Origin of the sequence: Enterobacter sp. GER_MD16_1505_Eko_090 (assembly GCF_003331015.1) — a bacterium.
Taxonomy (GTDB): Bacteria; Pseudomonadota; Gammaproteobacteria; order Enterobacterales; family Enterobacteriaceae; genus Enterobacter; species Enterobacter roggenkampii.
Genome location: NZ_PUQF01000006.1, coordinates 32,591 through 45,894 on the forward strand (window position 1 = coordinate 32,591; position 13,304 = coordinate 45,894).

Genomic DNA, 13,304 nt, shown 5'->3' on the forward strand with positions numbered 1-13,304 from the left:
CTCAGGCGCCAAGGTTTGCCGGCAGCGGGGCCTTCAGCCACTGCTCTGACAGGCCGTTCAGCGTGCCGTCCTTAATGCCCTGCTCGATCAGCGCGTCCACTTTTGCCTTCAGGGCCGGTTCGTTTTTCTTCAGGCCGATAAAGCACGGCGAATCTTTCAGCATAAAGCTCGGCACCGGTGCTTTATCCGCGTTCTGGCGCGAAATGGCTGCCACCACGAGGTTGCCTGTTGCCACGTACTGCACCTGGCCGGAGAGGTAGGCGGAGAGCGTGGTGTTGTTGTCTTCGTAGCGTTTCACGTTGGCATCTTTAGGCGCCAGGCCGGTCAGCACCATGTCCTCCACCGCCCCGCGCGTCACGCCGATGGTTTTTCCGCTCAGCGCGGCGGCGTCCTTCAGTTCAGCCCCTTTCGGGCCAAACACGCCGAGGAAGAACGGCGCGTAGGCGCGGCTGAAGTCGATCACCTTCTCGCGCTCCGGGTTTTTACCGAGGCTTGAAATGACCAGATCCACCTTATCGGTTTGCAGGTACGGCACGCGGTTGGCGCTGGTCACCGGCACCAGCTGCAGCTTGAGCTTCATCTGTTTGGCCAGATAGCGCGCCATGTCGATGTCATAGCCCTGCGGCTGCAGATCGGTCCCCACCGAGCCAAACGGCGGGAAGTCCTGCGGAACGGCAATGCGGATAGTGCCGCGCTTCTCGATATCCTGAAGCTGGTCAGCCTTTGCCGGCAGCTGTGTGAAGAGGCATGCGGCCCCGGCCAGTGCAATTAACAGTTTTTTCATGGTGCTTCCCCGTAACGTTAACATGAAACAAAAGATTCTTTGAAGGTGATTTTGCAACTAATGTGCCAGGTCAGGCGAAACGGGGGATATTGTCATAAAGCCTGATAAATCGGGGAATGGCGAAAAGGGGGCGCTCTTTTACGCCCCGTCTGATTGCACTGTTTTAATGCAAAGCACCAGCCTGATGCCCCATTATCGCTGTTCCAGCTCGTCCAGCTGCTGGTAGAGGGAGGCAATCTCGTGAATGCGCGGGCGGCCTTTATCGAGAATGTCATGCAGGAAGGCGTTCGCCAGCAGGTTGATCAGACTGTTGACCGACGAATAGCTGTCATAGGCGGAGACGCTGTCCAGCGGAGTGCAGAGCTGCCAGCTCGCCAGCGGGAACAGGCTGTGGGCCTGCGGCTCGCACATCAGCAGCACCGGAATACCGCTGCTCTGAAGCTGCTGCATCAGCGGGCGAATGATGCGCGGGCGACGGCGAAAGGCCATCATCACCACCAGATCGTCCGGCGTTAAGTCCACCAGCTCCTCGCTCAGGCTCTGCCCCGGCTGCGGCAGCACCAGCACCTGACCGCGCGCCTGCAGCAGCTGCTGGCGCAGGTGCAGCGCCGCCGGATAGGCGTTACGCATGCCGATAATGACGATGCGGCGCGCCCTGACCATGCAGGCCATGGCGTCGGCAAACTGCTGCGCGTCGAGGGCATTGACCCACTGGGTCAGGTTTGCCATCTCCTGCTTATAGTGGCGCGCCAGCAGCGTATTGCCCTGCACCGCATCGCGATTGTCGGTGAGCGGCATCCCGCTCTGGCGCAGGGTGCGCAGCTCGTCGCGCATGTCCTTATATTTCTCATAGCCCAGCCGCTTAAACAGACGGCTCACCGTGGCTTTCGACACCCCGCTCAGCTGCGCAAGCTCGGCGCTGTTGTAGCTAATCAGATCGTCAAAATGGTCGAATATAAAGTCCGCCACCCGCTGCTCCTGCGGCGACAGCGACGGGTATTGTGCTTTCAGACGTTCATCTAACTGTTCCATAGCGCCTCTGTAACTTTTGTTTCATTACATTGTACCTTTTTTGTATGTATTCATTATACGTGCCAGTTTACTGAAACTTTTCTTTCAGAACTGGAACAGCTTTTGCAGCACCTTGTGACTTTCAGAGTTACGAGGACGCTTCATGCAAAGTAATGTCTCCACGCACGGCATGGCCGTTGCGCCCCACCATCTTGCCAGCCAGAGCGCGCTGGCGGTGCTGCGCGAAGGCGGCAGCGCGATAGAGGCGATGGTCGCAGCAGCGGCCACCATCGCCGTGGTTTACCCGCATATGAACGGGCTGGGCGGCGATGGCTTCTGGCTTATCGTGCCGCCGGAAGGCGACCCCATCGCCATCGATGCCAGCGGCGCGGCAGGTTCGCGGGCAACGCTTGCCGCCTACGACGGTCTGGCGCATATCCCCCATCGCGGGCCCCGTGCGGCGCTGACCGTCGCCGGCACGGTAAGCGGCTGGGACGAGGCGCTGAAGGTCTCGCGCGAAATGACCGGCAAAACGCTGCCGCTGGCCCGCCTGCTGGCCGACGCCATTGACTATGCGCAGAACGGCACCCCGGTCACGGCCTCTCAGGCCCACGCCACGGCCAGCAAGTTCGACGAGCTGAAGGCCATCCCCGGCTTCGCGGAAACCTGGCTGGTGGACGGTAAGCCGCCGCAGGTCGGGAGCCGCTTTTACCAGCCCGCCATGGCCACGACCCTGACGCGTCTGGCGGAAGAGGGTCTCGACAGCTTTTATCGCGGCCCGCTGGCGGAAGTCCTGGCGCACGGCATGGAGACGCTGGGTCTCCCCGTGACGCTGGCCGATCTCAACGCCCACGCGGCCCGGCGCACCACGCCGCTGAAGCTGGAGCATCAGCAGGGAGAGATCTTTAACCACGCCCCGCCAACGCAGGGGCTGGTCTCGCTGGCGATACTCGGCATCACCGACCGCCTGAACATGGCGGAGGCCGACGACGCCGACACCCTTCACCGCATCGTGGAAGCCACCAAGCTGGCCTTTGGCCTGCGCGATGCCCACATCACCGACCCGCGCGCGCTGAAAACCGATGTTCAGAAACTGCTGGATCCCGCCGCCCTGCAGGCGCTTGCCGACAGGGTTGACGACAGTCGCGCGGCGCCGTGGGGCACCGGAAAAGGCCCCGGCGATACGGTGTGGATGGGGGTGATGGACAGCAGCGGGCTCGCCGTGTCGTTTATCCAGAGCCTTTATCACGAGTTCGGCAGCGGCGTGGTGCTGCCCGACACCGGCATCGTCTGGCAGAACCGGGGCGCATCGTTCAGCCTCGATCCCGCCCATCTTCTGGCCCTCGCGCCGGGCAAACAGCCGTTCCACACCCTGAACCCGGCGGCGGCGCGTCTGAAGGACGGGCGCGTGATGGTTTACGGATCGATGGGCGGCGACGGCCAGCCGCAAACCCAGGCCGCGCTCTTTACCCGCTACGTTGTCCAGGGCGTGCCCTTGCAGGAAAGTATTTCCCGCCCGCGCTGGCTGCTGGGGCGCACCTGGGGACAAACCTCTGACACCTTAAAGCTTGAAGGGCGTTTTTCACCCGAGACGGTCGCGCGCCTGCGGGCACTCGGTCACGAGGTGGAGCTATTCCCTGACTTTAGTGAAGCCATGGGCCACGCGGGCGCCATTGTTCGCCACCCCAACGGGCTGTTTGAAGGGGCATTTGACCCGCGCAGCAACGGCGCGGCCGCCGGATTCTGAGGAGAAAACAATGACGACACACCAACCCGACTGGCAGGCGTACCTGGCGCAAATGGAAACTGTACTCGGCGTGACGCTGGATGACGCCCGCCGCGCCGAGCTGCAGCTGCAGTTCAGCCGCATAGCCACCATGGCCGCCCCGCTGATGGCGCTGCCGCTCGACGACCGTCTGGAGATCGCAGGAGTGTATAAAGCATGAGGCTACACGAGATGAGTATCAGCGACATTCAGCAGGCGCTGAGCGCGGGCGAGCTGAGCGCCCATGAGATTGCCCGCCAGACGCTGGAGGCCATTGCGCGCGTTAACCCGCAGATCGGCGCCTGGACCGCCGTGACGGAAGCACGCATGCTCGCCGAGGCTGAGAACATCGACACCCTGCGGCGCGAGAAGCGCCCCCTGCCGCCGCTGGCGGGCGTGCCCTACGCGGTAAAAAATCTGTTCGACGTTGCCGGTCACACCACCCTCGCCGGGGCCGAGCTGTTCAGCCAGCGCCCCGCCGCGGCCGCCGACAGCTTCGCCGTGCGCCAGCTGCGCAGCGCGGGCGGGCTGCTGACCGGGATGGTCAATATGGACGCCTACGCCTACGGCTTTACCACCGAGAACAGCCACTACGGCGCGACGCGTAACCCGCACGATCTGACGCGCATTGCGGGCGGGTCGTCCGGCGGTTCAGCCGCCGCGGTGGCCGCCGGGCTGGTGCACTTTTCGCTCGGCACCGACACCAACGGCTCGATTCGCGTTCCGGCCTCCCTGTGCGGCATCTACGGCCTGAAGCCCACCTTTGGCCGCCTGTCGCGATCCGGCAGCCATCCGTTTGTCGCGAGCCTGGATCATATCGGGCCCTTTGCGCGCCGCGTATGCGACCTGGCGTCCGTGTACGACGCGCTGCAGGGCCGGGACACCAGCGACGGTTTTCAGGCAGAGAGCTCGCGGGAACAGACGCGCCCCCTGCTTGACCGCGGGCTTGACGGCCTGCGCTGCGCGGTGCTCGGCGGCTACTTCACCACCTGGTGCGACGCGGACGCCAGAGACGCCGTGGCGCGGGTGGCGAAGGCGCTCGACGTGCAGGATGAGCTTCAGTTTCCTGACGCCGAGCTGGCGCGTTCCGCGGCGTTTATCATCAGCGCCTCCGAAGGGGGAAATCAGTACCTGCCCGCGCTTCGCCGGGAGCCCGAGCGTTTTGAGCCGCACTCCCGCGAACGCCTGCTGGCCGGGGCGACGATCCCTTCCGCCTGGTACATTCAGGCCCAGCGGTTTCGCGCGCAGGCACGGCAGGCGTTTCACGCGCTGTTTGCACGGGCCGACGTGCTGATTGCCCCGGCAACGCCGCGCAGCGCCACGCGGATCGGCGAGCAAACCATGGAGATTAACGGTCAGCCGCTTCCCATCCGCGCCAGCATGGGGATGCTGACCCAGCCGATTTCGTTTTTAGGCCTGCCCGTGACCACCGTTCCGCTGCGCACCGCGCAGGGCGCGCCCATTGGCCTGCAGCTGATTGCCGCGCCGTTTAACGAGCAGGCCTGCCTGCGCGTCGCGCGGGTTCTGGAAGAGAGCGGCATCACCGATGCCCGCCCGGCGGAGATAGCAGCATGATGAATCACGATGACATTAACCTCCCGTGGGTGGTTGCCGAGGTGACGGCCGCGTTTTACCGCTATGAGGACGCGCTGGTGAGCAACAACGTTGCGGTGCTGGACGAGCTGTTCTGGCACGACAAAAACACGGTGCGGCTGGGGGCGGGGGAAAACCTGTACGGGATCGATGAAATCCGCGCCTTTCGTGCGGCGCGCCCCGCCGCCGGGCTGCAGCGGACGCTGCGCCACACCGTCATTACCACCTTCGGGGAGGATTATGCCGTGTGCAGCACCGAGTTTACCCGCGAGAGCACAGAACGCATTGGCCGCCAGCAGCAGACGTGGGTGCGGTTTGCCTACGGGTGGCGCATCGTGGCGGCGCAGGTGAGTTTGATGGTGTAACGCTGAAAAACCTGCCCGGTGGCGCTGCGCTTACCGGGCCTACGATGTCCCGTATGCCATGTGGGCCCTGTAGGCCGGGTAAGGCGCAGCCGCCACCCGGCAAAACATCGCACACTTACTGCTGAAACGGATGCACGTCCCGCCAGTGGTCGGCAATCTGCTGGCGGGTACAGACCCACACCCGCTCGTGCTGCTGCACATAATCCAGGAACCGCTGCAGCGCCCGAAAACGCCCCGGACGCCCGAGCAGGCGGCAGTGCATGCCGATGGACATCATCTTCGGCGCGCTTTCCCCCTCTTCGTACAGCACGTCAAAACTGTCCTTCAGATACGTATAAAACTGCTCGGCGGTGTTAAACCCCTGCGCGGTCGCAAAGCGCATGTCGTTCGCATCCAGCGTATACGGCACGATCAGGTGCGGTTTACGGGTGCCGTCGCTGCAGGCCACTTCCGTCCAGAAGGGCAAATCGTCGCCGTAGTAGTCGCTGTCGTAGTCAAAACCACCGTGCTCCACCACCAGCTGGCGCGTGTTGGGGCTGTCGCGCCCGGTGTACCAGCCCGCTGGCGGCTTGCCGAACAGGTCGGTCAGGACGTGCACCGCCTTGTGCAGGTGTTCGCGCTCCTGGCTGATGTCCATATTCTGATAGTGGATCCAGCGCCAGCCGTGGCTGACCACGTCGTAATCCGCCGCTTTGATCGCCTCAACAATCTCCGGGTGACGCGCCAGCGCCATCGCCACGCCAAAGACCGTCAGCGGCAGGCCGCGTTTCTGAAATTCATTGTGGATCCGCCAGAACCCGGCGCGGCTGCCGTATTCGTAGAGGGAGTCCATCGACATGTGCTTGTCCGGGTAGCTGGCCGCGCCGATGATGTCCGACAGGAACTGCTCGGACCCGGCATCGCCGTGCAGAACGTGGTTTTCCGCCCCCTCTTCGTAATTGAGCACAAACTGCACGGCGATGCGCGCCTGATTCGGCCACCGCGCGTGCGGCGGGTTGCCCGCGTAGCCGCGCAGATCCCGCGGATAATCCTGTTCGAAAAGCCCCATTGCCACCCCCAAAAATTAAAATGGATTCAATGCCTGAAAATGCCCGCTTAACGCTTTGTTCTCCGGGAACGCCAGATCCCCGTGCTTGCTGGTCGACAGCCCCAGCGCCACCAGCGACTCCACCATCTTTACCGCCGCGCTGACGCCGTCGATCACCGGCACGCGCAGCTCGCGGGTCAGCTCCTGCGCCAGGGTCGCCATGCCGCCGCAGCCCAGCACGATGGCACCGCAGCCATCCTCTTGCAGCGCCTGTATACAGCGCGCGCGCACTTTTTCCTGCGCCAGACCGCTGCCGTCTTCCAGCGCCAGCACCGGGAGATCGATAGCGTGCAGCGCCGCGCAATGGTCCTGAAAGCCATACTGGTGCAGAAGATGGCGGGCAATGATCAGCGTGCGCGGCAGCGTGGTAACCACCGAAAAGCGCGTCGCCACCAGCGTCGCCATATGCATGGCGGCTTCCGCAATGCCGACTACCGGCCCCTGCGCCAGCTCGCGCGCCGCCAGCAGGCCCGGATCGCCAAAGCAGGCGATGACGTGACCATCCACGCCCTGCTCCCTGCCTTTTTTGATCTGTTCCAGGACACCGACGGCGGCGATGGCCTCATCGAAGTGGCCTTCTATGGACGGCACGCCCGCGCTCGGGCAGACCGCGAGGATCTCCGTCCCCGGCGCCGCCACCGCGCGGGCCGCCGCGCCGATGGTTTCCGTCATGGCGAGGCTGGTGTTGGGGTTGATCACTTGTATACAGACAGACATTACGACTCCTTGTGGCCGGCAAACAGCCGGGCAAAATCAGGCAGGCACTCGCCCGCCCGCTCGAAGCAGAGGCTGGCGACGATATGTTCAAAATGGTGCATGAGGGCATCGCTTAGTGGCTCAAGCGCCTTCTGGCGCAGCAGATCCACAAGCTGTTCGTGATCGTTGCAGCGGCATCCCTGACGCCACGGCGCGCCCCAGGTGGCGATCACCAGCGAAGAACGCTGGCTCAGGCCGGTCACCATCTCCGTGAGCACCTGGTTGCCGGAGATAGCCTGCAGCTGAATGTGGAAATTGGCGGAGTGGCGAATCGCCGCCGGGCCGTCATAGGCCTCGTGCGCCTGCTGCTCCTGGCGAATGATGGCCTCCAGCGCGGCAAGGTGCGGCGGCTGACAGTGGGCCAGCACGTCCGGCAGGTTAGCGACCTCCAGCAGCGCGCGTGTGCGGAAGATTTGCCGCGCCTCTTCCACCGTGGGGCTGGCGACGTGTGCACCACGCTTGGGCGTCAGGCTGACCATTTGCACAGCGGCGAGTCGTTGAAGCACCTTGCGGATGCCCGTGCGGCTCACGCCAAAGACCTCTGCCAGCGCCTCTTCCGGCAATTTGCTCCCCGGCAGCAGCTGGTGTTCGACAATCGCGGTCATCAGCGCCTGGAAGATGGTTTCGTCTTTGTCATGCAGGTCTGGCGCGGTCTGCAGGGCGTTTATGTTGTTCATTCACCACTCCGAATTTTACTTTCCGTTATCGAATCGTATACATAAAAATAAAATATTGCATACAAGATTTATTATTTTGGCCTGGATCCTGCAACACCGTTTGCACTCCCACTCAACGGGTTTTCATTCACAGGAGCAGGTTTCATGCCAAACAGTCAAAACGCGCAGCAGGGTACGGCCGCTGATTCCGGTGCGGTTTACAGCCCACGTCTTTGCAATGAGGATCTGGCACCGACGCGTGACCAGAACTGGAGCTGGTACAACATCTTTTCGTTCTGGATGTCGGACGTTCACAGCATGGGGGGTTATGTGGTCGCCGCGAGCTTCTTTACGCTCGGGCTGGCAAGCTGGCAGGTGCTGCTCTGCCTGCTGGTGGGGATTTGCATCGTGCAGCTGTGCGCCAACCTGGTGGCCAAACCGAGCCAGATGGCGGGCGTGCCCTATGCGGTGATCAGTCGACAGGCGTTCGGCGTGTTCGGGGCCAATATCCCGGCGGTGATCCGCGGGCTGATTGCCTTCGCGTGGTACGGGATTCAGACCTATCTCGCGGCCAACGCCCTGATGCTGGTGGCGCTGAAGTTCTGGCCATCGCTCTCTTCACTCACTACCGGCGCATTCCTGGGCCTGTCGCATCTGGGTTGGATCTGCTTTGCCATTATGTGGGTCCTGCAGGCGATGGTCTTCTGGCACGGCATGAGCGCCATCAAGCGCTTTATTGATATCGCCGGTCCGGCGGTCTATGTGGTAATGCTGGCCCTCGCCGGCTGGATTGTATACAAGACCGGTTTTGACGGGATCTCCTTTACCCTCGCCAGCAAATCCCTGAGCGCGGGCGAGCAGACCTGGCAGATGATCACCGCGACCGCGCTGGTGGTCTCCTACTTCTCCGGCCCGCTGCTCAACTTTGGCGATTTCTCCCGCTACGGCAAAAGCATGGGTGAGATCCGCCGCGGCAACCGCTGGGGGCTGCCGTTTAACTTCCTGCTGTTCTCCATCGTCACCGTAGTGATTGTCTCCGGCACCCAGTCGCTGTTTGGCCGCATGATCACCGACCCGATCGAAACCGTCAGCCGCGTGGGCAACGATCTGGCCGTGGCGATTGGCCTGCTGACGATGATCACCGCCACCATCGGGATCAACATCGTGGCGAACTTCGTCTCACCGGCGTTTGATTTCTCTAACTGCTCGCCGCAGAAAATCAGCTTCCGCACCGGGGGCATGATTGCCGCCGTCGGCTCGATCCTGCTCACCCCGTGGAACCTGTTCAACTCGCCGGAGCTTATCCACTACACCCTGGACGTGCTCGGGGCGTTTATCGGCCCGCTGTTCGGCATTCTGATTGCTGACTTCTACCTGATTAAACGCGGCAAGGTGTCGGTTGACGATCTGTTCGACGACACGCCAAAGGGCAAATACTGGTACCGCAACGGCTTTAACCCGAAAGCCATTGGTGCGCTGATCCCGTCCGTTGCCGTGGGCCTGGTCATTAGCTTTATCCCGGCCCTGCATGAGGTGGCAAACTTCAGCTGGTTTATCGGCGTCTTCCTCGGCGGCGTGACCTACCGCTGGCTGGCGCGGGAAGAGCGCGAGACGGCAGGCGCGACGTCGTTTGGCTCCCGCGTGGCGACGCAAAAAGAGTAATCCCTCCCCTCTGGCCGCAGCGTATCTGCGGCCCGTTCATTCTGGCACCGTTCTTGCTGAGCTTTCCCACCCCGCTACGCACACACGAAGGCAGGAACCATGATGGAATACCAGACTGCGATACGCGGTGCATTTTTTGATATTGCCCGGGTCTGCGACAGCGCAGACGCCATTGCCCGGCACGCGCGCTACCTTGAGGACGGCCTGCTGTTTATCCAGAACGGAAAAATTCTGGCGCAGATGCCGTGGCAGGAGGGCGAGCAGTATCTTGATCCCCACAAGGGCTACACCGACCTGCGCGGCAGGCTGCTGCTGCCCGGTTTTGTCGACACCCACGTCCATTACCCGCAAACGGAGATGATCGGCGCCTTTGGCGAACAGCTGCTGGAGTGGCTGACCACCTACACCTTCCCGGTGGAGAGCCAGTTTGCCGATGAGGCCTACGCGAAAGAGATCGCCGAATTTTTCATTCAGCAGCTTGTGAGCAACGGCACCACCACCGCGCTGGTGTTTTGCACGCTGCATCCGGAATCGGTCGAAGCGCTGTTTACCGAAGCCCTGCGCCTCAATATGCGCCTTATCGCCGGAAAGGTGATGATGGACCGACACGCGCCGGACTACCTGAGCGAAGACGCGAAGCAGAGCTACCGGCAGACGCGGGCGCTGATTCAGCGCTGGCATCACCGTGGGCGGCTGGGTTATGCGATAACGCCGCGCTTTGCCCCGACCTCATCACCCGAGCTGCTTGCGGCGGTCAGCCTGCTCAGAGAGGAGTTCCCGGATACCTGGCTGCAGACCCACCTGAGCGAAAACCCCAACGAAGTGGCCTGGGTGAGCGATCTCTGGCCGGAGCATGAGCGCTATCTGGACGTGTATCACCACTACGGCCTGACCGGCGAGCGCAGCGTGTTTGCCCACGCGATCCATCTGCACCATAGCGAGTGGCAGTGTCTGCATGACACCGGCTCGGCGGTGGCGTTTTGTCCCACTTCGAACCTGTTTCTCGGCAGCGGGCTGTTTCGCCTGCCCGCCTGCTGGCAGCACAGGGTGCGAATGGGCATCGGCACCGACGTCGGCGCGGGCACCACCTTCAGCATGCTGCGCACCCTGGGCGAAGCCTATAAGGTCGGGCAGCTTCAGAGCTATCGCCTGCGCGCCAGCGAGGCGTTTTATCACGCCACGCTGGGCGGCGCGCACGCCCTCCGGCTGGATGACAAGATTGGTAACTTCGCGGCAGGCAAAGAGGCGGATTTTGTGGTTATCGACCCCAACGTCACGCCGCTGCAGCGCCTGCGCAATCGGCGCTGTCAGGATATCTACGAGCAGCTTTTCGTGCTGATGACCCTGGGCGACGAGCGCAACATCAGCGAGACCTGGGTCAACGGCGAGCGGGTATGGTCAGCTGCCCCGATAGGTTGACCATCCGCCGGGGGCAATCACAAACGGCAGATGGAAGTGTTCGTCTGCCGTTTCTCCCGTGACAAACTCAATGTGCGCGCAGGGATAGATCGTCTTCCGGCCGGTATCGCCAAACCACGCCCCGATCTCCGCCACCAGCCGATAGCGGCCCGCGGGCAGAGAGGGAACGAACGCGGCGATGCGCCCCTGGGCGTTGGTCACGCCCGTGGCCAGCGTCTTCCCGTCCTGTTGCAGATGAACCTTCACGCCCTCCGCGGGCTTGCCCGTCGAAATATCGAGAATATGGGTGCTGAGTGTGCTCATTCGTGAATGACTCCTTCCAGACGCAGCAGCGTAATTTCCCGCAGCTGTTCCAGCGCGGCACGGATTTCCTGCGCGTCGCTGTTCTCCAGCCGCGCGTGCAGGGCCTGTAATATCTCCTCGCCGCTGCGGCCCTTCGCGCGGATCAGAAAGACGCGTCCAAAGCGGGCTTCGTAGCGGGCGTTGCCTTCACGCAGCGCCCGGGCAAGAGCAGCATCGCGGTCATTCACCGCCCCCTGCTCCTGGCGCGACAGCGCCGCCTCCGCCGCTGAGCCCGCTGGTTTTTCCCCGATGCGCGGATGGGCGCTCAGGGCTTGCGCCAGCGCCGCTTCGTCCCAGTTTTGCATCAGCGATTTCGCCGTACTGAACAATTCGTCCCGGCTGGCGTAAGGCCGCCCGTGAACCAGCGCATCGGCCCAGCGGGGAAGCGCCACGCAGGGGTGAATCAGCGCTAACGCCTGTTCATGGGGAAGATGATTGAAGTCGTGCAGTGCGATCATAGTGTCTCCTTTATTGTCCTTCTCCAGGCTATTGCACAAACCACGCCACCCTGAGCACAGGCGTGAAACAGTCGATTCCACAAGGTCGGCCAGGAAATTTTTGATTCATAAAAAGGCACGCTCACCGCGTTTACGCACCTTAGCAGTGCAAACGTCTCCCTTACAACGCCGTTTTCGCCATGCTGCAGCCTGGTACGCAAATTGCTGACTGTCTTTACACCCTGCAAAAGGAGAGAAGCATGAAAGCAATCGTTATTGGCGCGGGTATTGGCGGCCTGAGCGCCGCCGTCGCGCTGAAGAAAGCGGGCATCGACTGTACCGTGTTTGAAGCCGTAAAGGAGATCAGGCCCGTCGGGGCGGCCATCTCCATCTGGCCTAACGGTGTGAAATGCATGCAGCACCTCGGCATGGGCGACATCATCGAGACCTGGGGCGGGCCGATGCGTTTTATGGCCTACAAGGATTACCGGCGCGGCGATACCCTGACCCGCTTTAGCCTTGCCCCGCTGGTTGAGCGTACCGGCGGGCGCCCCTGCCCCGTCTCGCGCGCTGAGCTTCAGCGCGAAATGCTGGACTTCTGGGGTCGCGACAAGGTGCAGTTCGGCAAGCGCGTCGAAGGCGTCCATGAAGACGACGCGGGCGTGAGCGTGACCTTCACCGATGGCACCACCGCCGCCGGGGATTTCCTGATTGCCGCCGACGGCAGCCACTCGGCGGTTCGCCCGTACGTGCTGGGATACACCCCGGAGCGCCGCTACGCGGGCTATGTGAACTGGAACGGGCTGGTAAAGATTGACGAAGAGATCGCCCCGGCGCACCAGTGGACCACCTTCGTTGGCGAAGGCAAACGCGTGTCGCTGATGCCCGTCTCCGGCGGACGCTTCTATTTCTTTTTTGACGTGCCGCTGCCCGCAGGCCTGGCGGAGGATCGCACCACCCTGCGTGCCGATCTCACGGGCTACTTCCGCGGCTGGGCGCCGCCGGTGCAAAAGCTTATCGCGGCGCTGGATCCTGAAACGACCAACCGGATTGAAATCCACGACATTGAGCCGTTCGACAGCCTGGTGCGCGGCAACGTCGCGCTGCTGGGCGATGCCGGGCACAGCACCACGCCGGATATCGGCCAGGGCGGCTGCGCGGCGATGGAAGACGCCGTGGTGCTGGGGGAATGCCTGCGTGAAAACCGCAACATCACGCTGGCGCTGCGGCAGTACGAGGCGCTGCGCTGCGACCGCGTACGCGACCTGGTGCTGAAGGCGCGCAAGCGCTGCGACGTCACCCACGGCAAAGATATGGCGTTGACGCAGGCCTGGTATCAGGAGCTCAAAGAGGAGACCGGAGAGCGCATCATCAACGGTCTGTGCGAGACCATTCAGGGCGGCCCGTTAGGCTGAACGCAAGAGGGA

At 62.8% G+C, this 13,304-nt stretch carries 13 protein-coding genes and 1 pseudogene; 7 read left to right on the forward strand and 7 right to left on the reverse strand.

The window, feature by feature from the left end; translation table 11 throughout:
* Position 1: 1 nt before the first annotated feature.
* Together C6A40_RS08360 and hpxU are read right to left on the reverse strand one after the other, a co-directional pair.
* On the reverse strand, positions 2-784 hold the full coding sequence (locus C6A40_RS08360) for a transporter substrate-binding domain-containing protein (RefSeq protein WP_041910577.1): 783 nt from the start codon (positions 782-784) through the stop codon (positions 2-4).
* 192 nt (positions 785-976) lie between these two features.
* Positions 977-1,816, reverse strand: coding sequence for a MurR/RpiR family transcriptional regulator HpxU (gene hpxU / locus C6A40_RS08365; protein ID WP_045334720.1), 840 nt, complete (start codon positions 1,814-1,816; stop codon positions 977-979).
* Between the two features lie 142 nt (positions 1,817-1,958).
* Between hpxU and hpxW the strand changes: the two genes are divergently transcribed.
* From hpxW to hpxZ, 4 genes are read left to right on the forward strand one after another with little or no spacing between them, the layout of a single operon-like run.
* Positions 1,959-3,542, forward strand: a complete 1,584-nt coding sequence (gene hpxW, locus C6A40_RS08370; RefSeq protein WP_045334721.1) for an oxamate amidohydrolase — start codon at positions 1,959-1,961, stop codon at positions 3,540-3,542.
* Positions 3,543-3,552: 10 nt separating this feature from the next.
* Positions 3,553-3,741 carry an oxalurate catabolism protein HpxX gene (gene hpxX / locus C6A40_RS08375; RefSeq protein ID WP_045334723.1) on the forward strand — a complete coding sequence of 63 codons (189 nt, stop codon included), beginning with the start codon at positions 3,553-3,555 and terminating at the stop codon, positions 3,739-3,741.
* Positions 3,738-5,135 carry an AtzE family amidohydrolase gene (locus C6A40_RS08380; RefSeq protein ID WP_045334724.1) on the forward strand — a complete coding sequence of 466 codons (1,398 nt, stop codon included), beginning with the start codon at positions 3,738-3,740 and terminating at the stop codon, positions 5,133-5,135. Before hpxX ends, C6A40_RS08380 begins: the two co-directional genes overlap by 4 nt.
* Positions 5,132-5,518: an oxalurate catabolism protein HpxZ gene (hpxZ, locus tag C6A40_RS08385; protein WP_008499851.1), complete on the forward strand. Its 387-nt coding sequence runs from the start codon at positions 5,132-5,134 to the stop codon at positions 5,516-5,518. The genes C6A40_RS08380 and hpxZ overlap by 4 nt, the downstream gene beginning before the upstream one ends.
* A 115-nt stretch (positions 5,519-5,633) precedes the next feature.
* On the opposite strand, the gene puuE is transcribed toward hpxZ, so the two are convergent.
* From puuE to C6A40_RS08400, 3 genes and pseudogenes are all read right to left on the reverse strand, one after another.
* Positions 5,634-6,566 (reverse strand): allantoinase PuuE, encoded by a 933-nt coding sequence (gene puuE, locus C6A40_RS08390; RefSeq protein WP_045334725.1) that lies wholly within the window; start codon positions 6,564-6,566, stop codon positions 5,634-5,636.
* A pseudogene (locus C6A40_RS08395) lies at positions 6,454-7,322 on the reverse strand (aspartate/glutamate racemase family protein); the annotation flags it as partial. The pseudogene C6A40_RS08395 and the gene puuE, both read right to left, overlap by 113 nt.
* Positions 7,322-8,038 carry a GntR family transcriptional regulator gene (locus C6A40_RS08400; RefSeq protein WP_045334727.1) on the reverse strand — a complete coding sequence of 239 codons (717 nt, stop codon included), beginning with the start codon at positions 8,036-8,038 and terminating at the stop codon, positions 7,322-7,324. The pseudogene C6A40_RS08395 and the gene C6A40_RS08400, both read right to left, overlap by 1 nt.
* A 144-nt stretch (positions 8,039-8,182) precedes the next feature.
* Here C6A40_RS08400 and C6A40_RS08405 point away from each other — a divergent pair, with 144 nt between their 5' ends.
* Together C6A40_RS08405 and guaD are read left to right on the forward strand one after the other, a co-directional pair.
* Complete coding sequence (locus C6A40_RS08405; RefSeq protein ID WP_008499855.1) at positions 8,183-9,679, forward strand: NCS1 family nucleobase:cation symporter-1; 1,497 nt, start codon at positions 8,183-8,185, stop codon at positions 9,677-9,679.
* A gap of 99 nt (positions 9,680-9,778) precedes the next feature.
* Positions 9,779-11,098, forward strand: coding sequence for a guanine deaminase (gene guaD, locus C6A40_RS08410; protein WP_045334730.1), 1,320 nt, complete (start codon positions 9,779-9,781; stop codon positions 11,096-11,098).
* On the opposite strand, the gene uraH is transcribed toward guaD, so the two are convergent.
* Positions 11,078-11,401, reverse strand: coding sequence for a hydroxyisourate hydrolase (gene uraH, locus C6A40_RS08415; RefSeq protein WP_045334734.1), 324 nt, complete (start codon positions 11,399-11,401; stop codon positions 11,078-11,080). The two genes, guaD and uraH, sit on opposite strands and share 21 nt — an antisense overlap.
* Positions 11,398-11,898, reverse strand: a complete 501-nt coding sequence (gene uraD / locus C6A40_RS08420) for a 2-oxo-4-hydroxy-4-carboxy-5-ureidoimidazoline decarboxylase (RefSeq protein ID WP_045334737.1) — start codon at positions 11,896-11,898, stop codon at positions 11,398-11,400. Before uraD ends, uraH begins: the two co-directional genes overlap by 4 nt.
* 239 nt (positions 11,899-12,137) lie before the next feature.
* Here uraD and hpxO point away from each other — a divergent pair, with 239 nt between their 5' ends.
* Entirely contained in the window at positions 12,138-13,292 is a 1,155-nt protein-coding gene (gene hpxO / locus C6A40_RS08425) for an FAD-dependent urate hydroxylase HpxO (RefSeq protein ID WP_008499860.1), read from the forward strand.
* Positions 13,293-13,304: the final 12 nt, after the last annotated feature.